The 19466-nt window shown below is 56.2% G+C and carries 20 protein-coding genes; 5 read left to right on the top strand and 15 right to left on the bottom strand.

Translation table 11 applies throughout. From position 1 onward, the window contains the following. Positions 1–4: 4 nt before the first annotated feature. Both KTJ90_RS10405 and KTJ90_RS10400 read right to left on the bottom strand, forming a co-directional pair. Positions 5–238: a YgdI/YgdR family lipoprotein gene (locus KTJ90_RS10405; protein ID WP_003848987.1), complete on the bottom strand. Its 234-nt coding sequence runs from the start codon at positions 236–238 to the stop codon at positions 5–7. 352 nt (positions 239–590) lie between these two features. Beyond that, positions 591–794 (bottom strand): hypothetical protein, encoded by a 204-nt coding sequence (locus KTJ90_RS10400; RefSeq protein ID WP_003848989.1) that lies wholly within the window; start codon positions 792–794, stop codon positions 591–593. 189 nt (positions 795–983) lie between these two features. On the opposite strand from KTJ90_RS10400, the gene KTJ90_RS10395 reads away from it, so the two are divergent. The 4 genes from KTJ90_RS10395 to pdxY all read left to right on the top strand — a co-directional run bounded on the left by KTJ90_RS10395 (position 984) and on the right by pdxY (position 4312). Continuing rightward, positions 984–1298 (top strand): MliC family protein, encoded by a 315-nt coding sequence (locus tag KTJ90_RS10395; protein ID WP_003848990.1) that lies wholly within the window; start codon positions 984–986, stop codon positions 1296–1298. Between the two features lie 26 nt (positions 1299–1324). Further along, positions 1325–1981 (top strand): pyridoxal 5'-phosphate synthase, encoded by a 657-nt coding sequence (pdxH, locus tag KTJ90_RS10390; protein WP_499024468.1) that lies wholly within the window; start codon positions 1325–1327, stop codon positions 1979–1981. A 140-nt stretch (positions 1982–2121) separates the two neighbouring features. Next, positions 2122–3396, top strand: a complete 1275-nt coding sequence (gene tyrS / locus KTJ90_RS10385; protein ID WP_008926220.1) for a tyrosine--tRNA ligase — start codon at positions 2122–2124, stop codon at positions 3394–3396. Positions 3397–3451: 55 nt separating this feature from the next. Then, positions 3452–4312, top strand: a complete 861-nt coding sequence (gene pdxY, locus KTJ90_RS10380; protein ID WP_003848993.1) for a pyridoxal kinase PdxY — start codon at positions 3452–3454, stop codon at positions 4310–4312. Between the two features lie 32 nt (positions 4313–4344). On the opposite strand, the gene gstA is transcribed toward pdxY, so the two are convergent. Together gstA and dtpA are read right to left on the bottom strand one after the other, a co-directional pair. Continuing rightward, positions 4345–4950 carry a glutathione transferase GstA gene (gene gstA / locus KTJ90_RS10375; protein ID WP_003848994.1) on the bottom strand — a complete coding sequence of 202 codons (606 nt, stop codon included), beginning with the start codon at positions 4948–4950 and terminating at the stop codon, positions 4345–4347. Positions 4951–5098: 148 nt separating this feature from the next. Continuing rightward, complete coding sequence (gene dtpA / locus KTJ90_RS10370) at positions 5099–6601, bottom strand: MFS transporter (RefSeq protein ID WP_499024465.1); 1503 nt, start codon at positions 6599–6601, stop codon at positions 5099–5101. A gap of 668 nt (positions 6602–7269) precedes the next feature. Between dtpA and KTJ90_RS10365 the strand changes: the two genes are divergently transcribed. After that, positions 7270–7965 carry a CTP synthase C-terminal region-related (seleno)protein gene (locus tag KTJ90_RS10365; protein ID WP_003848997.1) on the top strand — a complete coding sequence of 232 codons (696 nt, stop codon included), beginning with the start codon at positions 7270–7272 and terminating at the stop codon, positions 7963–7965. Positions 7966–8004: 39 nt separating this feature from the next. Here KTJ90_RS10365 and KTJ90_RS10360 read toward each other — a convergent pair whose 3' ends face one another. From KTJ90_RS10360 to KTJ90_RS10310, 11 genes are all read right to left on the bottom strand, one after another. Beyond that, on the bottom strand, positions 8005–9348 hold the full coding sequence (locus KTJ90_RS10360) for a glucarate dehydratase family protein (protein WP_499024463.1): 1344 nt from the start codon (positions 9346–9348) through the stop codon (positions 8005–8007). Then, entirely contained in the window at positions 9326–10669 is a 1344-nt protein-coding gene (locus KTJ90_RS10355) for an MFS transporter (RefSeq protein WP_003848999.1), read from the bottom strand. The genes KTJ90_RS10360 and KTJ90_RS10355 overlap by 23 nt, the downstream gene beginning before the upstream one ends. A 234-nt stretch (positions 10670–10903) precedes the next feature. Further along, entirely contained in the window at positions 10904–11623 is a 720-nt protein-coding gene (locus tag KTJ90_RS10350; protein ID WP_187512646.1) for an HPP family protein, read from the bottom strand. A gap of 206 nt (positions 11624–11829) precedes the next feature. Further along, entirely contained in the window at positions 11830–12462 is a 633-nt protein-coding gene (nth, locus tag KTJ90_RS10345; protein WP_003849001.1) for an endonuclease III, read from the bottom strand. Further along, positions 12459–13163, bottom strand: a complete 705-nt coding sequence (locus KTJ90_RS10340) for an electron transport complex subunit E (RefSeq protein WP_078804367.1) — start codon at positions 13161–13163, stop codon at positions 12459–12461. Before KTJ90_RS10340 ends, nth begins: the two co-directional genes overlap by 4 nt. Next, on the bottom strand, positions 13156–13788 hold the full coding sequence (rsxG, locus tag KTJ90_RS10335) for an electron transport complex subunit RsxG (RefSeq protein ID WP_003849005.1): 633 nt from the start codon (positions 13786–13788) through the stop codon (positions 13156–13158). Before rsxG ends, KTJ90_RS10340 begins: the two co-directional genes overlap by 8 nt. 3 nt (positions 13789–13791) lie before the next feature. Beyond that, positions 13792–14850, bottom strand: coding sequence for an electron transport complex subunit RsxD (rsxD, locus tag KTJ90_RS10330; RefSeq protein ID WP_039660307.1), 1059 nt, complete (start codon positions 14848–14850; stop codon positions 13792–13794). After that, positions 14851–17694, bottom strand: a complete 2844-nt coding sequence (gene rsxC, locus KTJ90_RS10325; protein ID WP_499024454.1) for an electron transport complex subunit RsxC — start codon at positions 17692–17694, stop codon at positions 14851–14853. Beyond that, positions 17687–18265, bottom strand: coding sequence for an electron transport complex subunit RsxB (rsxB, locus tag KTJ90_RS10320; RefSeq protein WP_008926226.1), 579 nt, complete (start codon positions 18263–18265; stop codon positions 17687–17689). Before rsxB ends, rsxC begins: the two co-directional genes overlap by 8 nt. Beyond that, entirely contained in the window at positions 18265–18846 is a 582-nt protein-coding gene (rsxA, locus tag KTJ90_RS10315) for an electron transport complex subunit RsxA (protein ID WP_003853423.1), read from the bottom strand. Before rsxA ends, rsxB begins: the two co-directional genes overlap by 1 nt. Positions 18847–18969: 123 nt before the next feature. Continuing rightward, positions 18970–19413: a DUF2569 domain-containing protein gene (locus KTJ90_RS10310; protein WP_003853425.1), complete on the bottom strand. Its 444-nt coding sequence runs from the start codon at positions 19411–19413 to the stop codon at positions 18970–18972. Between the last annotated feature and the right edge of the window lie 53 nt (positions 19414–19466).

The following is a 19466-nucleotide window of genomic DNA, read 5'->3' as shown; positions in this document are numbered from 1 at the left end:
TATATTAGTTGTCGAGTTCGCTCATATTACTGATTTCATTACGATTGATCTGCTCAGTTTTTCCTGTCTGAGCATCACGGTAAGAAACAAGACCGGTATCTGAATCAATCTGCGGTTTGCCGTCAGTCACAATCGTGCGGCCATCGGTCGTCTTAATAGACTGATTCGAGGCGCAACCTGCAAGCGTACCTAAAGAGAGTGCCAGCAGCGCGATGGCTGACAGGGTTTTCATTTTCATTTTTCTGCTCCATGAAGTATATCCAGACGTTTACAGCATAGACGGCTTTATAAATTTTGCTGGCTCTGTCGCGCGTCGATGCCTGTTTTTTATACAAAAACAGAGTGTATTGCGTTAATTAGCAGGCATGGCGCCGGCGAATAGCATTTATTGCAAATGCATGCGGCTGTTTATGCGTTTCAGCTGAGCCCTGACCGCATCGAAATAAAAAACGGAGCAAAAGCGGGAAATAGAGAGCGCAGATAATTCCGTTAACGCGGAAGAATCGCATGCAGGATGCCACATCGATGGCGGCACCTGGCGCTATTCGCGGGTCCGACGCCTGAAGGGCTATCGGACCCGTGAAAAAGGATCAGAGAATAGAGTCTTCGCCCGCTTTGGCGGCCGCTTTTTCCGCTTTCATGGCGCTGACCGGGTCAGATGCGCTCAGCCAGCGGTCAAACTTCTGGTAGGTGTCGATAAAGGTTTTAAAGTAGCTGCTGGCGATGGTGGCATTCTCTTTATGGTTCATAAACGCCACGGCCAGCTTAAATGCATCTTCGTTATCAAATTTCATGTTTGTCTTCCTCGCTTAAGATCTATAGAGCGTAGCCTGATAACACGGCCTGTGCATTCAGACAACCGTCTGAAAAGGCGCAATAATTCAGCCTGGCTGACAGCATCCTCCAGATTGGCGCGGATTCCCACTTACTTCGCGACAAATCCTTCTTATAATGCCAGCTTCACTCGTGAAGGAGACCCGCTTATGTTGAAAGGATTAACCGTTGTCGCGGTGCTGCTATTGTCAGGCTGTAGCCTGATGCATAAACAGCCGGCATCGCCACAGACCCTGCATTATCGCTGCGGAACAATGCCCCTGACCGTGACGCTGGACGAGGCGCAGGAGCAGGTAAGTTTCATTATGGATGGCAAGCCTTTAACGTTGAAGCAGACCGTCTCCGCCTCCGGCGCGCGCTACAGCGATGACACCTATGTTTTCTGGTCCAAAGGAAACGGCGCATTTATCGAACGAAACGATAAAATTGTCGTGAATGATTGTGAGCTGCAACCTGCCAGCTGACTTTATCTCTGAATAGGCGAGCATTAATGAGCGACAGCGAAACGCTACACACCATTGCCCATCTGCGGCGTGAATATACCCGCGGCGGATTGCGTCGCAAGGATCTGCCGGACAATCCGATCGCGCTGTTTGAACAGTGGCTGAGCCAGGCCTGTGAGGCAAAACTGCCCGATCCTACTGCCATGACCGTGGCCACCGTGGATGAGCAGGGTCAGCCGTGGCAGCGTATTGTGCTGCTGAAACACTTTGATGCGCAGGGCATGGTGTTTTACACCAACCTCGGCAGCCGTAAGGCGTTACAGCTGGCGCACAATCCGCACATTTGCCTGCACTTCCCGTGGCACTTTCTGGAACGTCAGGTGATGGTGCTGGGCGAAGTGGAAAAACTGTCGCCGCTGGAGGTGCTGAAATATTTCCACAGCCGCCCGCGTGACAGTCAGATTGGTGCCTGGGTATCGAAGCAGTCGAGCCGGATTTCGGCGCGCGGGATTCTGGAAGGGAAGTTCCTTGAGCTTAAACAGAAGTTTCAGCAGGGCGAGGTGCCGCTGCCCAGCTTCTGGGGCGGTTACCGGGTGAAATTTCACACAATGGAGTTCTGGCAGGGGGGCGAACATCGTCTGCACGATCGTTTCATCTACCAGCGCGACAATGACGGCTGGAAAATCGACCGTCTGGCTCCCTGAATCTGCACGATTTCTCCCTATCAGCGCTGGCACAGAAAGCGCCAGCGCTTTATGCTATAGCCCTGATTTTTTTCGATTCCGCAAGTCAGCGGAAAGCTGTGTACCAGCATAGGTGCAGTCTGATCAATTTGGAGTCAGTAATGACCAGCAGTAACCTGATACAACAATTGCAGGAGAGGGGCCTTATCGCCCAGGTGACGGATGAAGCCGCGTTAACAGAGAAACTGGCACAGGGGCCAATTTCGCTCTATTGCGGCTTCGACCCCACTGCTGACAGCTTGCATTTGGGTCATCTGGTACCGCTGCTCTGCCTGAAGCGTTTTCAGGATGCCGGCCACAAGCCGGTAGCCCTGGTCGGGGGTGCAACCGGCCTGATTGGCGATCCAAGCTTTAAAGCCGCAGAGCGTAAACTTAATACCAGTGACACCGTCAACGAATGGGTTGAAAAGATCCGCCAGCAGGTGGCGCCATTCCTCGACTTCGATTGCGGCAGCAACAGCGCCATCGCCGCCAACAACTACGACTGGTTCGGCAGCATGAACGTGCTGACCTTCCTGCGTGATATCGGCAAGCACTTCTCTGTTAACCAGATGATTAACAAAGAAGCAGTGAAGCAGCGTCTGAACCGTGACGACCAGGGCATCTCCTTTACCGAGTTCTCCTACAATCTGCTGCAGGGTTATGACTTTGCCTGCCTGAATGAACTGCACGGCGTATCGCTGCAGATCGGCGGCTCCGATCAGTGGGGTAACATCACCTCTGGTATCGATCTGACCCGTCGTCTGCATCAGAACCAGGTCTTTGGCCTGACCGTTCCGCTGATCACCAAGTCTGACGGCACCAAATTCGGTAAAACGGAAGGCGGCGCAGTCTGGCTGGATGCGAAGAAAACCAGTCCGTACAAGTTCTATCAGTTCTGGATCAACACCGCGGATGCTGACGTCTATCGTTTCCTGAAGTTCTTCACCTTCCTGAGCATAGAAGAGATCAACGCGCTGGAAGAAGAGGACAAAAACAGCGGTACCGCGCCACGCGCGCAGTATGTGCTGGCTGAGCAGGTCACGCGTCTGGTGCATGGCGAAGCGGGCCTGACGGCGGCGAAACGCATCACCGCCAGCCTCTTCTCCGGTTCTGTAAGCGAAATGACGGAAGCTGACTTTGAGCAACTGGCGCAGGATGGTATGCCAACTATCGCGCTGGGCGCAGACGATGACCTGCAGCAGGCGCTGGTGAAAGCGGAGCTCGTGCCGTCTCGCGGCCAGGCTCGCACCATGATCGGTTCGAATGCCGTCTCACTGAACGGTGAAAAACAGTCCGATGCGGAATACCGCTTCAGCGACAGCGACAAACTGTTTAACCGCTACACGCTGCTGCGTCGCGGTAAGAAACATTACTGCCTGATTAACTGGCAGTAAGATTTAGGGCCGGTTTCCGGCCCTTTTTTATGGCAAGGCAGGACAGGGCAAACTAGTGAAAAATATCTTAGCGATTCAGTCGCACGTTGTATTTGGTCATGCAGGTAACGCGGCAGCTGAATTTCCGATGCGTCGCCTGGGTGCAAACGTCTGGCCGCTGAACACCGTGCAGTTTTCCAACCATACGCAGTATGGGCACTGGACCGGCACGGTCATGCCTGCAACGCATTTAACCGACATCGTTAAAGGCATTGCGGATATCGACCGCCTGAAGACCTGTGACGCGGTGCTGAGCGGTTATCTGGGCTCGGCGGAGCAGGGCGAGCAGATTCTGCAGATTGTTCGTCAGGTCAAAGCGGCTAACCCACAGGCCTGGTATTTCTGCGACCCGGTGATGGGTCATCCGGAAAAAGGCTGCATCGTGGCACCGGGTGTGGCGGAGTTCCACTGCAAGATGGCGATGCCAGCCAGCGACATTATCGCCCCGAACCTGCTTGAGCTGGAAATGCTAAGTGAACGTACAATCACTGACGTCGACGCGGCGGTAGACGCTGCGCGGGCACTGATTGCCCAGGGACCACGTGTGGTGCTGGTGAAGCATCTGGCACGCGCAGGGCGTCGCAGCGACCGTTTTGAGATGCTGCTGGTAACAGCAGAAGACGCGTGGCACATCAGCCGTCCGCTGGTCGATTTCGGTGTCCGTCAGCCCGTCGGCGTGGGCGATCTTACCAGTGGTTTGCTGCTGGTTAATCTGCTGCACGGCAAATCACTGCAGGATGCGCTGGAGCACGTCACTGCCGCGGTGTATGAGGTGATGCTGAAAACTCATGAGATGGGCGAGTATGAGCTGCAGCTGGTGGCGGCACAGGATGCCATTGCCCGTCCGACGCAGCACTTCACGGCAGAAAAGCTGTAACGCATCAGGGCCGGTTAACCGGCCCTGTTCTCTCAGGCTAAGCCTTCCGCTTTCAGCGCCGCCTGCACCGCAGGACGTTCCGCGACACGATCAAACCATGCCCCAAGTGCCGTAAAGCCGGACAAATCCAGCCCCAGCGCTTTTGCCCAGCGCGTCACCACAAACAGATAAGCATCCGCGACGCTGAAATGCATCCCCATCAGCCACTGCCTGTCACGTAATGACTCATCGACATAGCGGAATTTCGCTTCCAGCTGGTTGCGGGTCTGCGCTTTCACCTCATCGGAGTATCCGGGGCGAAACAGCGGCCCAAAGCTTTTGTGCAGCTCGCTGCCGATGTAGCTCAGCCACTCCAGAGTGTGATAACGCGTCAGGCTGCCAACCGGCGCCAGAAGATGGCGATCGGGTTTGAGGTCTGCCAGATACTGTACAATCGCGGCGCCTTCCGTCAGCACGGTACCATCGCTGAGCTGCAGCGCGGGCACCTGACCTTTAGGGTTGATTTGGCGAAAATCGTCGCCCCGTTCGGTGAGTTTGGTTGCCAGATCAACATTCACCTGCGTGAAGTCCAGCCCGCATTCGCGCATAACAATGTGGGGAGAGAGAGAGCAGGCTCCTGCTTTGCAAAACAGTTTCATGACCATGTACTCCTTGTTGCAGTGGGATCACAGCATAGTAAAGACTCAGGATGGAATTACCAGTGATAAGGATCAGGGATCTGTTAAGGGGGAGTGTGAGGCATAAAAAAGCCGGGCAGAGCCCGGCTGATTTGTCACGTGGCAGCGATTACGCTTTCACATTGTTTGATCTGGCGTCGCTATCCTGCGCCTGTGTCATGCGGTTCAGCAACGGCGCCGTAATCAGCATCAGCAGAGCAATCACCGCCGTCACGATACCAATCTGCTGGAATACGCGACTGTAGGTTGCCAGCGAAATCAGCGGATCGGTTACGTTTTCAGGCACGGCCATCAGGTTTGCTACTTTACCTGCAATCACAGCTGCACCTGCCGTGGTCAGGAACCAGGAACCCATAATGAAGCCCATCAGGCGCTGTGGCACGAGCTGCGCGACCATCGCCAGGCCGAGGCCGGAGATCATCAGCTCACCAATACTCTGCAGCGCATAGCTCAGGATCAGCCAGTTTACAGAAACGATGCCTGCATCACTGGCGAACTTTGCACCCACCGGCAGCACCAGGAACGCAGCGGAGCAGAGCACCATACCAAAGGCAAACTTATGCGGCATGGGCAGTTTATCGCCCAGCTTGTTATAGAGCGCCGCCAGCAGCGGACTGGCCAGCATGATCCAGAACGGGTTCAGTGCCTGGAACTGCTCTGGCGCAAACGTAATACCAAGAATGGTGTGTTCAACGTTACGGATAGCGAAGAAGTTGAGCGATGTTGGCATCTGCATATAGAGGACGAAGAACAGAATCGCTTCGACCATCAGCAGGAAGGCCACAATCATCTTACGACGCGCCGCGCCGTGCAGCGCAAAGGCTTCTTTGGCAAACACCAGCAAAATACCCAGCGCAATCACCGCCAGCACCAGTCGTGCAATAACCTGATGATGCAGCATCCAGTTGGCCAGCGCGATCAGCACAACGACGCCCATAAGAGTCATCAGCAGTTTACCGATCTGCAACGGCGCAAAGTCTGGCTTAGAGCCGTAATCCTTAACCATATGTTTACAGAACAGGAAGTTAAACAGGGTAATAACCAGGCCAATGACGCACAGTGAGAAGGCGACGCTGTAGCCATATTTCGCGGCTAACCACGGTGTCAGCATCATCGAAAACAGGGAACCGATGTTGATCGACATATAGAACATGGTGAACGCACCGTCGAGACGCGGATCATCTTTGTCGTAACAGGTCGAGAGCAGCGAAGAGGGGTTTGCCTTGAACAGGCCGCTACCAACCGCGATGGTCGCCATGCCAATATAGACAATGCTGACGTTATGACCGGAGAACGCGACCAGCGCATAACCCAATGCCAGCACCAGCACGCCCAACACGATGACGCGTTTGGTGCCCAGCACTTTATCACCGAGCCAGCCGCCAATCGCGACCAGCCCATAAACCAGCGCACTGAATGAAGAGAACAGGGTAATGGAGTCTGATTCAGACAATCCCAGTTGCTTCACCAGGTAAACCGCCATAATGGCCTGCAGGCCATAGAATCCAAAACGTTCCCATAATTCGATCGAGAAGATTAAATAGAACGCCTTCGGCTGTTTAAACGCATTGAGACTGACAGCCTCATCAGTGTGTTTGTTTGCAGTTGACACATGTACCTCAGTTTTTTCATACCCTGTTTCGGGACAGGAATTAAGTCCGCGTCATGTGAGTTTTCCATGCGCAAGATTGTTATTAGAAGGGAAAAGCGGCGACTAATTTGGCTGATTACGGGCGTCAGGGCAAGAATTTTCTGGCAACCCGTTGAATCCAGGGATGTTGGGTTAAAAAACTTATAACAAATCGTTAATTGGTTTTAAATGTTGAAGCAGCAAAAAATATTAGTACAGATACTCTGAATGAGCACCTTGCACTAGCGAGTAATGATATTAACTGCTAAATCGAAGCTAACCAGATAAATCGGCTGTTGAATAATAATCAGACAGTGCTAATGAAAGGTTACTGGCTGAATCGCAGTCAATCTGACGAATTATCAGACATTACCTGCCCGGCATTGGCGAAAAAAGAGTCAAAAGGCGATCCGGCGCACAATCAGATGATTTATTTCAGAAAGCAAAAAAAGAAACCGATTGCGTCGTGAGATCGGGAGGGGAAGTGGAGGTCATGGGGCGGCCAGCAGGAAGTTAAAATGACTTCAGACCGCCGGTGAAAAACCGCGCAGTCATATTAAAATCTTATCAATACGCGGATGCACAATGTCACCCTCGACAGAAAATTAACATTACTGTAACCTCTCAATTTCTCCAGGAAGGATCAGTTCATGTCGTCTCCACTGCATTTATCTCTCGTCGGTGACTACCGCGCCGATGCGGTTGCCCATCAGGCTATCCCCCTTGCTATTGAACGTGCTTCACGTCGGCTAAATCTTATCGTTGAAACGAACTGGATCGCTACTGACCACCTCGAACAGACAGACCTGACGCGCAGTGATGCGGTCTGGGTTGTTCCTGGCAGTCCTTACCGCAACGATAATGGCGTATTTGAAACCCTGCGCTGGGCGCGGGAGAGCGGTAAACCTTTCCTGGGTTCCTGTGGGGGATTCCAGTATGCGGTGATCGAGTATGCGCGCAACGTCCTGGGCTGGCACGATGCCCGTCATGCTGAAACGGATACCGGCGGACGGATGGTCATTGCCCCGCTGAGTTGCTCTTTGGTGGAGCAGCGTGGCAAGGTGAGGTTTGAAGCGGGTTCCCGTATTGCTCTGGCTTACGGGACGCTGGAAAGCGACGAGGGCTACCACTGTAACTTTGGCGTTAACCCGGAATTCAGTGACGCGCTGGGCGATAATACGCTGCGCATTACCGCCTGGGATGATGCCGGTGACGTTCGCGGCGTGGAGTTACCGGATCATCCTTTCTATGTGGCTACGCTGTTCCAGTCTGAGCGCGCGGCACTGCAGGAAAAAGACTCTCCGCTGGTGATTGCATGGATGCAGGCGGCACTGGCGCAACGCTAAACAAAGCCACCCTGTGACACTGTCACAGGATGGCGGTCATCAGCGCAACAGGGCCGGTCGTTTCGCGTTGAACGTCCAGTTATCAATCAGAAACTGCATGCCCAACGCGTCGTTTCGGTTTTTATCAGGTAGCGAGTGGTAGAGTTCATGGGCAGCTTCGACCAGCGCCATGTCCAGGGTAATACCCAATCCTGGCCCCTCAGGCAGTTCCAGAAAGCCATCCCGAATCTGCGGCGCATGCTGCGTCAGCTGCTGACCATCCTGCCAGATCCAGTGGGTATCAAACGCAGTCAGTCTGTCGCCCGGTGCCGCGGCTCCCAGATGCGCCACCATTGCCAGTGATACATCAAAATGGTTGTTTGAGTGGCAGCCGGTTGTCAGGCCCCATTCATGGCACAACTGCGCCACGGTATGTGCATTACGCATCGTCCAGAAATGCGGATCGGCCAGGGGGATGTCGATGGCATTAAGCTGTAAGGCATGCTGCAACTGTCGCCAGTCATTGGCGATCATATTGGTGGCGACCGGAATACCCGTGGCTCGCTTAAACTCCGCCAGCGTTTCCCTGCCGGAATAGCCCTGCTCCGCGCCGCAGGGATCTTCCAGATAGGGAATCCGGCCCGCCAGCTGTTTACCATAATAAATGGCCTCATCCAGCGACCAGCTGGCATTGGGATCAACCGTTACCCGTGCCTGAGGAAAACGTGTCAGCAGGGCGTTAACCGTCTCCACTTCCACTTCGGCATGATGAACGCCGCCCTTCAGTTTAAAATCCCGGAAGCCATAGCGATCGGCTGCCGCCTCCGCCAGCCGCACCACGCTATCCGCATCCATCGCTTTCTCATGACGCAGTTGCAGCCAGGCATCACCACCAGCGTGGCCCGCCTGATAGTCCATGCTGGTCAGGTTACGGTCGGCGATATAGAACAGATAGCCAAGTACCGGCACGCGATCGCGCTGCTTGCCGCTGGCAAGTAACTCGGCAACCGGCAGATTCAGGTGCTGGCCCAGCAGGTCAAGTAGCGCAGCTTCAATGGCTGCGGTGGCGTTGTAAAACTTCTCGGGATTCATCTGCGGAATATGAATGTCGTCGGTGTGCGCGGTCTGCTGGTGTCGTGCGTCGCTGGCAAACAGCGTCGCGACGGTGGCATTCAGCCGCAGCAGATCGCTGCCCTCAATCTGCGGACGAAAGCGCGCCAGCAGCGCCAGTGTTGAGGCGTGGCAGGGACTTTCGCCGACGCCGGTACGGCCAGCGGAATCGGTCAGGATCACCAGAATGCGGGTAAAATAGCAGTTGTGCGCGCCGCCAATGTTCAGCAGCATGCTGTCATATCCGGCGACAGGCACCACCCGCATTGTTTTAATGACTGGACTGTCTGACATTGTGATTCTCCATAGGATCAAGGGAAGGCGGGGAGGGCTTGCGGCGCAGCAGCAGCCACAGCCCGGTCAGCAGCGAGACGCTGGTCAGGGCATAGAGACCGCCGGTGGTGGAGCCTGTCTTCATCTCCAGATAGCCAAACACCGTCGGTGCGAAGAAGCCGCCAAGGTTGCCAACAGAGTTCACCAGCGCAATCCCAGGCGCAACAATTGAGGCAGGCAGTTCTCCCTGCGGCATCGGCCAGAAAAAGGTGGCGCTGACTTTCGAGCCGATACAGGCCACGATCATCGCCAGGAAGCCAAACCATGGAGAACCCAGCGTAGCCATAAAGGTGCCGCAGGCCGCGACCAGCATGGCGACGCCCAGCGCTTTATCGAGTTTGTCGCGGTGGCGGTCTGAAAAGCGACTCAGCAGGTTGATGGCAATAATGGCGCAAAGCCAGGGTACGGCGGTGAGAATGCCGATGCCAAAACTGCTGAAGCCCTGAATACGCTGAATAATCTGCGGCAGCCAGAACACCAGGGTATAGCCTGTCATGGTCATGGTGAAGAAGATCGCGCAGAAGAACAGCAGGCTGCGATTACGTAACAGCGACATTTTACCGGGCGCGCGGTTAAGCTCGTCACGCTGTGCCTCTTCACTATTCAGCTGCTGTATCAGGGCCTGTTTCTCCGCATCGCTCAGCCAGCGTGCGTCGCCGGGGCGTGACACCAGTACCCATGCGGCGAGAATACCGACCAGCACGGAAGCACCGCCTTCAAGAAACATCACCCATTTCCAGCCGGCAATGCCTGAAAAATCGTGCATCATCAGAATGGCGCCAGTGATTGGCCCGGAGAAGAGGAAGGCGCCCGCAGTTGCACTCAGCACCATCGCAGTGGCCCGGCCGCGCCAGGCATTCGGGACCCACTGACGGAAATAGAACAGTACGCCGGGAAAGAAACCTGCTTCAGCCACGCCGAGTAAAAAACGCAGCAGGTAAAACTGGATGGGTGAGGTGACGAAACCCGTCATGACCACCACCAGTCCCCAGGTAATCATAATGCGTGTCAGCCAGACGCGGGCGCCAAAGCGCTTCATCATCAGATTACTGGGAACTTCAAACAGCGCATAGCCGATAAAAAACAGGCCCGCACCCAGACCAAAAGCCGCCGCGCTGATCCCGGCATCGGTACGCAGTTCCGCCTTGATAAAGCCAATATTGGCGCGATCGATCTGGTTAATGATCAGCATCACCACCAGCATGGGGATGATATGGGTGAAGAATTTTTTGATGGCGGAGGCGATCAGCTCATCTTGCTGGGGGGACAAGGCGCTATCCATCGGTCTTCCTCGTAAGAAACGTAAAGAAGAGCAAAGTGTAGGGCGCGCAAAAGGGCAGCTCTATGGGCATTCGCCCAGGACCCGATGGGCGTCCGGCCTGGGTGGCTGTGTTATCAATATGTTATTGGATATGGCTGGCGCAGCGGCTAAGCAAAAGTGTGGCAGCGATCAATGTCGGCATCCCCGCCTCCGCAAGGAGAAAAGCGGAGGACCGACAGCCACAACAGGCAGGTTTCAGCCGTTAACCTGACGGCATCCGGCAATCTCTTCGGCTCGCAGCAGCAATTCCTGCAGATCGTCTTCATCAATATCCAGCAGTTCACCGCCCTGTAAAGCCTGATGCAGATCGGCGCGCGTCAGCGAGACCGGCATCGCGATCGGCTCCGGTTTAACTTCCTGTGGCGCCAGTGGGTGGGGATAGCGGCGACCGGCCAGATTATTAAACAGCAATGCAAGCAGCGCCAGTGTCAGTGAGTTAAGCATGATCGGCGTAAGGACAAACTGATAACCCAGTTGCTCCACGGAAGGTCCGCCCAGAATAGCGGTTAGCGCGACTGCGCCGCCGGGTGGATGCAGACAGCGCAGTTGAAACATCAACAGGATCGCCACGCAGGCCGCGACGCCGCAGGCAATCGCCGGATCGGGGATGAGCTGGCTGACGGTGACGCCCGCCAGCGCGGACAGGGTGTTGCCGCCGACGATGGCCCACGGCTGCGCCAGCGGACTGGCGGGCAGACCAAAGAGTAAAACGGCCGAAGCACCCACCGGGGCAACAAACCACAGATTCAGCTCCCCCAGCATCCAGTGACTCAGCAGACTGGTGAGTACCAGGCCAATGCCCGCACCCAGTCCGGCAATCACCACATGCTTTTTACTTACTGTCAGCGGATGTGGCCAGAATCGTGCCAGAAACAGGCGCAGCGGATGTCTCTCCGCAGAAGAACCTTTGATCATTACTTTACTCACCGTGTCATAACATTTTCTTATCGTCAGGGGCGGCGATTTTCCATCATCAACCTCAATGTAACAACCCGACAAACAGTGGAGGTATTCAGACGAGCCAGAGCGTGCGGCGAAAAGGGGGAACCGGACTGGAAAGAAGGTTACAGAGGGTTCAACCAGACAATAAAAAACCCGCCGCAGCGGGTTAGTCAGGCGAATCACTCGACTTTGTCGGGATACTCGCAGAGGTCTTCAATCAGGCATGAGCCGCAACGGGGCTTGCGCGCCACGCAGGTGTAACGGCCATGCAGAATCAGCCAGTGGTGGCAGTCAACTTTATAGGCAGCCGGAACCACCTTCAGCAGCTTCTGCTCCACCTCTTCCACATTCTTACCCGGCGCAAATTTTGTCCGGTTGCTGACGCGGAAGATGTGAGTATCAACGGCAATTGTCGGCCAGCCAAAGGCGGTATTCAGCACTACATTGGCCGTTTTACGGCCAACACCAGGCAGGGCTTCCAGCGCCGCACGATCTTCCGGCACTTCTCCGTTGTGCTGCTCAAGCAGAATGCGGCAGGTCTTAATCACATTTTCCGCTTTGCTGTTAAACAGGCCGATAGTCTTGATGTATTCCTTTACGCCATCCACGCCTAGCGCCAGCATCGCGGCAGGCGTATTCGCCACCGGATAGAGCTTTGCGGTGGCTTTGTTGACGCTGACATCGGTCGCCTGCGCCGACAGCAGTACCGCAATCAGCAGCTCAAACGGCGAGCTGAAGTTCAGCTCGGTGGTGGGATGCGGATTGTTCTGCTGCAGGCGATGAAGAATCTCGGTGCGTTTAGTCTGGTTCACACCGGCTTCCCGACGGCGTTCTGAGGTGCCGTGTTTTCAGCAGCCTGAGCACGCAGGGCAGCCCGCTGTTTCATCTTCTGATCGATCAGGTATTTACCCGCCAGCATCATGCCGAGGCCGATAAAGGCGCCTGGCGGCAGCATTGCCAGCAGCATCGGTGAATCGAAATGGACCACTTCGATACGCAGCGATTTCGCCCATGGGCCGAGCAGCTGATCGGCACCGTTAAACAGTGTGCCACTGCCGATAATTTCACGCAGCGAACCCAGCACCACCATGGCGCAGGTCGCGCCCATGCCGATGGCAAAGCCGTCCAGCGCGGCAAGCGGGATGCTGCTTTTAGAGGCGACCGCTTCAGCGCGACCAACCACAATGCAGTTGGTGACAATGAGTGGGATAAAAATCCCCAGCGACTGATAGAGACCATAGGCGTAGGCGTTGATCAGCATCTGCACGCAGCTCACCACGGAGGCGATGATCATCACATAAATCGGGATACGAATTTCAGACGGCACCCAACGGCGCGAGGCCGAAATAAAACTGTTGGTCAGGGTCAGCACCAGCGTGGTGGCCAGCCCTAAACCCAGCGCATTCGTTGCCGTCGCCGTAACCGCCAGCAGTGGGCACAGGCCCAGCAGCTGCACCAGTGCCGAGTTGTTTTTCCACAGTCCACCCACCAGCAGACTTTTAGCTTCACTCATTTGCGTCTCCACATGCCGGTAACGAAGAGAGTTTCTCCGGAAGCGTTTTCATCAACAGCGCGGTGCGTTTGGTCGCATTGACCACCGCGCGTGGGGTAATGGTGGCGCCGGTGAACTGATCGAAGTCGCCGCCATCTTTCTTAACCGCAAACGCTTTATCCGCCGGACCATGAACCACTTTGCCATTAAAGCTGTTGATCCAGTCAGAAATGCGTAATTCAATCTTATCGCCCAGACCAGGCGTCTCATGGTGTTCGATCACCCGCACGCCCAGTACTTTACCCTGGAAATCAGCACCGACCAGCATCTGTATCGCACCAGAGTAGCCGTCAGGCGCAGTTGTCTCCAGTGCGGCAGCGACCGGCTGGCCGCCTTTACGCGCCAGGAAGAGATGGTGCGGGGCGCTATTCCCCAGTGCAGCATCTGTGACAACGTAACAATCCTGCTGAATATTGTTGTCATAAAGGTCTTCAGGCACCACCTGATCCAGCAAATTTTTCTGCTGAAGCAGGGTCTGATGCTCTACGGTCGGTTTAGTGACCGTATTAACTACTGCAGTAGCAGCCGTGGTAATTGCGGCGAAAATCGCCAGCGTCACACCATTTTTGCGAATCGTCTCCAGCATCGCTTAATCCTTCTGATGGCCGTAAACGCGCGGCTGGGTGTAGTAATCGATGAGCGGCACGCAGATGTTTGCCAACAGCACAGCAAATGCCACGCCATCAGGATAGCCGCCAAAGCTGCGAATCAGCCAGACCAGCAATCCAATCAGCGCACCATAGATCAGGCGACCCCGATTGGTGGTGGAGGCGGTCACCGGATCGGTGGCAATAAAGAACGCCCCCAGCATGGTGGCACCGGAGAACAGGTGAATCAGCGGACTGTTGAGTGATTCCGGTGAGAAGAACCAGCCCAGCGTGGCGCAGAACGCCAGTGACAGCAGCATGGCTGCAGGGATATGCCAGCGAATCGCACTTTTCCACAGCAGGAACAGGCCGCCCACCAGATATCCGACATTGACCCACTGCCAGCCCAGGCCCGCCAGCACGCCGCTGTAGATCGGCTGGGCCAGCAAATGCTCTGCGCTGTGACCGGCGCGTAAACCGGTTTTAAAGGTATCAAGCGGCGTCGCCTGGCTGATGCCATCCACTCCCATCTGCAACTGCTGCATGGTTTCGCCCGCCAGCGTATGGCCACTGAACACCATGCTAAGACTGTCCATCAGCCCCGGTTTGATCGCCTGAAGGGTGTCAGGCGGCAGCCAGCTGGTCATTTGCACCGGGAAGGAGATCAGCAGCACCACATAGCCGACCATCGCCGGGTTAAACGGGTTCTGTCCCAGACCGCCATAAAGCTGTTTAGCAATGACCACAGCAAACAGCGTACCGATCACCACCAGCCACCAGGGCGCCAGCGGGGGCAGGCTGATACCAATCAGCACAGCAGTCAGTAACGCAGAGTTATCCGCCAGGGTGCTGCCAACGGGCGCTTTACGCAGCCGCAGAATGGCCGCCTCGGTCAGCCAGGCGGTGAGCGTCGCAAGCAGGACCTGCAAAAAGGTGCCGTAACCAAAGAAATAACATTGTGCAGCAAAACCCGGCACTGCAGCCAGCACCACCAGCAGCATGATGTTGCCTGTGCTGCGGCGGTTATGGGTGTAAGGAGAACTTGCGATACGAAAAGCCATTTAATCCTCAAGCGTCTTAGACGACTGCGCTTTACGCGCTTTGGCACGGGCGATGGCGGCAGCAATAGCGGCCTTGCGCGCATCATCGGGTTGATTCAGTTCAGGTGCCTGTTCAGGTTCAGCATTCGCATTGTTTGCCTGCTCCTGCGCCTCTTCAGCTTTCTCCACCGCAAAATGCGCGGCAGTAGCGACTGCTGCGGCATCGCGTGAAGCCATCTCCGCGTCATGTTCAGCCTGCGCGGCTTTCTTCGCTTTGGCACGGGCAATCGCCGCCTGAATGGCAGCTTTGCGCGGGTCAGTTTCGGCAGCGGCGTCTGGCGCGGCTTCCGAAACGCTCGGGGTGTCAGCCGGAGTCGCCGCATCCGTATCTTCAGCCTGCGCGGCTTTCTTCGCTTTGACACGGGCAATGGCGGCCTGCACCGCAGCTTTACGCGGATCGGTTTCAGCAGCGGCGTCTGGCGCGGCTTCAGTAACGCTCGCCGCGTCAGCCGGAGTCGTCGCATCCACGCCTTCAGCCTGTGCGGCTTTCTTCGCTTTGGCGCGGGCAATGGCGGCCTGCACCGCAGCTTTGCGCGGGTCAGTTTCGGCAGCGGCGCCTGGCGCGGCTTCAGACTCGCTCGCCGTGTCAGCCGGCGTCGCCGCATCCGCGCCTTCAGCCTGTGCGGCTTTCTTCGCTTTGGCGCGGGCAATCGCGGCCTGTACCGCAGCTTTACGCGGGTCGGTTTCGGCAGCGGCGTCTGGCGCGGCTTCAGAAACGCTCGCCGTGTCAGCCGGAGCCGCGGCTTCAGCCTGCGCGGCTTTCTTCGCTTTGGCGCGGGCAATCGCGGCCTGCACCGCAGCTTTGCGCGGGTCGGTTTCGGCAGCGGCGTCTGGCGCGACTTCACTAACGTTCGCCGTGTCAGCCGGAGTCGCGGCTTCAGCCTGCGCGGCTTTCTTCGCTTTGGCGCGGGCAATGGCGGCCTGCACCGCAGCTTTGCGCGGGTCAGTTTCAGCAGCGGCGTCTGGCGCGGCGTCAGAAACGTTCGCCGTGTCAGCCGGAGCCGCGGCTTCAGCCTGTGCAGCTTTCTTCGCCTTAGCGCGGGCTACCGCCGCTTCGACAGCGGCTTTGCGCGGATCGACGCTGGCTTCAGCCACGGTCTCCACCGCATCAACCGGTGACACTTTCTTCACCTTAGCTCGGGCAATGGCCGCTTCAACCGCGGCTTTGCGCGGATCGACAGTCTGACGCGTTACTGGTTGGGTTTCCGCCTGAGCCTCGGCCTGACGCAGACGCGCCTGCGCATGACGGGCTTCACGTTGCGCTTCAAGCGTCGCTTCATCCGGTTCAGCGGCCTGGCGGGCTTTCACCCGCGCTTTCGCAGCCGCCAGCTCACTGGTATCGGTACGGGCTACACGCTGTTTTGCCTCCTCATGACGCGCTTCACGGGCCTGTTTCTCGCGCTCCAGCCTTGCCTGACGGGCTTCGAAGCGAGCTTTGGCTTCCAGCGTGCGTTTCGCTTCCAGATCGATGGCGCGCAGCTCCGCTTTTTCCTGGCGATAATATTGCACCAGCGGAATATTGCTCGGGCAGACATAGGCGCAGGCGCCACATTCAATACAGTCATCAATGTGGTGTGAGCGCGCTTTATCATGATCGCCGCCCTGGCTGAACCAGTAAAGCTGCTGAGGCAGCAGCTTAGCCGGACAGGCATCGGCGCAGGCGGAACAGCGAATGCAGGACTGCTCTTCATCGTTGTTACCCATCTCACTGGGAGAGGGGGCGAGAATACAGTTGGTGATCTTCACCACCGGCACATCCAGCGACGTCAGGGTAAAGCCCATCAGCGGGCCGCCCATGATCACCATCTGACGCGGTGCTGGTGTAAAACCGACATGGTGCAAGAGATGGCTGATTGGGGTGCCGAGACGACTCCAGACGTTACGCGGCTGGGCAATTGACTCGCCAGTCAGCGTCACGACACGTTCGGTAATCGGCTCACCATTAATTATGGCGCGTTTAACCGCCCAGGCGGTGCCAACGTTTTGCATCAGCACACCGATATCGGTGGAACGTCCGCCGTGTGGCACTTCCATGCCGGTCAGAATACGGGTCAGCTGCTTTGCGCCGCCAGAAGGGTATTTAGTCGGGATGACGCGAATGTGCAGATCGCGTTCGTTACCCAATGCCTGTTTCAGCGCGGCAATCGCCTCTGGTTTATTATCTTCAATACCAATCAAAACCCGCTCAGCCTGCAACACCCATGCGAGAATGCGACTGCCTTCCAGCACTTCGGCGGCGTAATCCTGCATCAGACGATCGTCCGCGGTGATGTAGGGCTCGCACTCGGCCGCATTAATAATCAGGGTTTTCACCCCGCGCAGGCCGCCTTTGAGTTTGGTGGCGGTAGGGAAGCCCGCGCCACCCAGGCCCGCAACGCCGGCGTCGTGAATACGTTGCACAATGTCGGCGCGCGGATGCTGACGGTAGTCAGGCAGAGGATCAAGCGGTATCCAGCGGTCGTCGCCGTCGGGCGTCAGAAAAATACACAGTTCTGACAAACCCGAAGGATGCGCGGTCATATGCTGACCAATATCATCAATGACACCAGAAGTGGGTGCATGGACCGGCAGCATACGGCCCGTGCCAAACGTCAGGGGCTGACCGCGCAACACCTTGTCGCCAGGTGCAACGCAGATCTCACCTTCATGTCCGATATGCTGTTTCAGCGGGATAATAAAACGGTGTGGCAACGGCAGTTCGCTGAGTGGCGTACCGTTAGACTGGGTTTTCATTTCCGGCGGATGAATACCGCCCTGAAAATCCCAGACCTTCTCTTTTTTCAGGAAGTTAAACAGATTAAGCATGAGTATCTACCGGAATCACCCGTACAGGAATGGTATTCAAATCCCACTTCCAGTTAGCTGGTGTGGTGGCAACCGGACGCATTTCAATACAGTCTGTCGGGCAGGGTGCGACGCAGAGATCGCAGCCGGTACAGACATCGCTCAGCACGGTGTGCATGGCGCGGGTTGCCCCGACAATCGCATCCACCGGACAGGCCTGAATACATTTGGTGCAGCCAATACAGTTGGCTTCGTCAATGAACGCCACCGTGCGCACCGGCTCTTTCGCCGATTCATCGCCATCAATCGGCTGCGGATCAACGTTAAGCAGCGCAGCCAGTTTGAGCATGGTCTGCTCGCCGCCTGGCGCGCATTTATTGATCGCTTCGCCGTTGTTGCCGACCGCATCCGCATAGGGACGGCAGCCTGGATAGCCACACTGACCACACTGGCTCTGCGGCAGAATGGCATCAATCTGCTCAACGATAGGATCTTCTTCGACTTCAAAGCGGCGCGAGGCGTAACCCAGCAGCGCGCCGAACACCAGGCTCAGCGCACTTAATACGGCAACAGCAATCCAGATCGCGGTCATCAGAATTTCACCAGACCGCTGAAGCCCATAAATGCCAGCGCCATCAGGCCCGCAGTGATCAGGGCAATGGAGTTGCCTTTGAACGGGGCCGGAACATTCGCCAGCACCAGGCGCTCACGCATACCGGCGAACAGGACCATCACCAGCGAAAAACCGATGGAAGCACTGAAACCATACAGCGCAGCCTGCATAAAGGTGTGGTTGAGGTTAACACTCAGCAGCGGCACGCCCAGCACCGCACAGTTGGTGGTAATTAGCGGCAGAAAAATACCCAGCAGGCGATAGAGCGACGGGCTGGTCTTACGTACTACCATCTCGGTGAACTGCACGACAACAGCGATCACCAGGATATACGCCATGGTGCGCAGATAGACCAGATCCAGCGGCAGCAGGATCAGATGATTGACCAGCCAGGCGCAGATCGACGCCAGCGTGATGACGAATGTCGTGGCGAGGCCCATGCCAATTGCCGTTTCCAGTTTTTTGGAAACGCCCATAAAAGGACAAAGGCCGAGAAACTTCACTAATACGAAGTTATTCACCAGCACGGTGCCAACAAAGAGAAGCAGATAATCGGTCATTTTTTCGCCTGGGAGCCAGAAAGCGGCTTATTATCATTGATAGCGCGACGTATCTCAACACCCGCGCCACCCGCAAGGCGGCAGACCGCACTCAGAATTAAATTCCTGACACAACTCACCGCGTTACGGCGCGATAAAGGTCTTTTTTACCCGTTCTGAGCGTTTGAAATAGGGCACAAACACCGCCGCGGCAAGCAGCGACAGTAGTAATGTCTGAAGGGCTCGGCTATCAGCGACGGGTGTGAAAGCAAAGGTTTTCAGCGCCAGTAGCACGGTAATCAGCAGCCAGAGCAGATAATGGCGCGGCAGGCGTCGGGAGCGCTTCAGGAACAGCCAGCTGATCCAAAGACTATAGGCCCAGACCGCCACGGCGGTAAGCAGGGAAATGGCCCAGTATGAGAAGAGGGTGCTGCCGTGAGAAAACAGCGCCACACGCCACGCCGGATTAAACAGGGGAGTCAGATACATCGCCAGCACCAGAACGGTGGTTAACAGGGTCATTATCAGCCAGGCCAGAGGCAGCAAAAGCCAGCCACCAATGCGCGGCGCAGCAACCTGTTCATTCATCGTAGTTATTCCTGTCTCGGAGAGTCAAAGCGCAGCAGAATAACATGTCCAGA

This window comes from Pantoea jilinensis (assembly GCF_019104105.1).
GTDB lineage: Bacteria > Pseudomonadota > Gammaproteobacteria > Enterobacterales > Enterobacteriaceae > Pantoea > Pantoea eucalypti.
The sequence above is the reverse complement of the archived record's forward strand: the minus strand, read 5'-3'. Positions and strand labels throughout refer to the sequence as shown.

Bases quoted from the DNA above. Each gene is read 5' to 3' on its own strand.
- tyrS (WP_008926220.1), top strand. From the start codon at position 2,122: ATGACCAGCAGTAACCTGATACAACAATTGCAGGAGAGGGGCCTTATC.
- rsxD (WP_039660307.1), bottom strand. From the start codon at position 14,850: ATGGCTTTTCGTATCGCAAGTTCTCCTTACACCCATAACCGCCGCAGC.
- KTJ90_RS10400 (WP_003848989.1), bottom strand. From the start codon at position 794: ATGAAATTTGATAACGAAGATGCATTTAAGCTGGCCGTGGCGTTTATG.
- KTJ90_RS10395 (WP_003848990.1), top strand. From the start codon at position 984: ATGTTGAAAGGATTAACCGTTGTCGCGGTGCTGCTATTGTCAGGCTGT.
- KTJ90_RS10360 (WP_499024463.1), bottom strand. From the start codon at position 9,348: ATGTCAGACAGTCCAGTCATTAAAACAATGCGGGTGGTGCCTGTCGCC.
- rsxC (WP_499024454.1), bottom strand. From the start codon at position 17,694: ATGCTTAATCTGTTTAACTTCCTGAAAAAAGAGAAGGTCTGGGATTTT.
- KTJ90_RS10350 (WP_187512646.1), bottom strand. From the start codon at position 11,623: ATGATCAAAGGTTCTTCTGCGGAGAGACATCCGCTGCGCCTGTTTCTG.
- rsxG (WP_003849005.1), bottom strand. From the start codon at position 13,788: ATGCTGGAGACGATTCGCAAAAATGGTGTGACGCTGGCGATTTTCGCC.
- gstA (WP_003848994.1), bottom strand. From the start codon at position 4,950: ATGAAACTGTTTTGCAAAGCAGGAGCCTGCTCTCTCTCTCCCCACATT.
- KTJ90_RS10340 (WP_078804367.1), bottom strand. From the start codon at position 13,163: ATGAGTGAAGCTAAAAGTCTGCTGGTGGGTGGACTGTGGAAAAACAAC.
- KTJ90_RS10310 (WP_003853425.1), bottom strand. From the start codon at position 19,413: ATGAATGAACAGGTTGCTGCGCCGCGCATTGGTGGCTGGCTTTTGCTG.
- rsxA (WP_003853423.1), bottom strand. From the start codon at position 18,846: ATGACCGATTATCTGCTTCTCTTTGTTGGCACCGTGCTGGTGAATAAC.
- KTJ90_RS10365 (WP_003848997.1), top strand. From the start codon at position 7,270: ATGTCGTCTCCACTGCATTTATCTCTCGTCGGTGACTACCGCGCCGAT.
- KTJ90_RS10405 (WP_003848987.1), bottom strand. From the start codon at position 238: ATGAAAATGAAAACCCTGTCAGCCATCGCGCTGCTGGCACTCTCTTTA.
- pdxH (WP_499024468.1), top strand. From the start codon at position 1,325: ATGAGCGACAGCGAAACGCTACACACCATTGCCCATCTGCGGCGTGAA.
- rsxB (WP_008926226.1), bottom strand. From the start codon at position 18,265: ATGACCGCGATCTGGATTGCTGTTGCCGTATTAAGTGCGCTGAGCCTG.
- KTJ90_RS10355 (WP_003848999.1), bottom strand. From the start codon at position 10,669: ATGGATAGCGCCTTGTCCCCCCAGCAAGATGAGCTGATCGCCTCCGCC.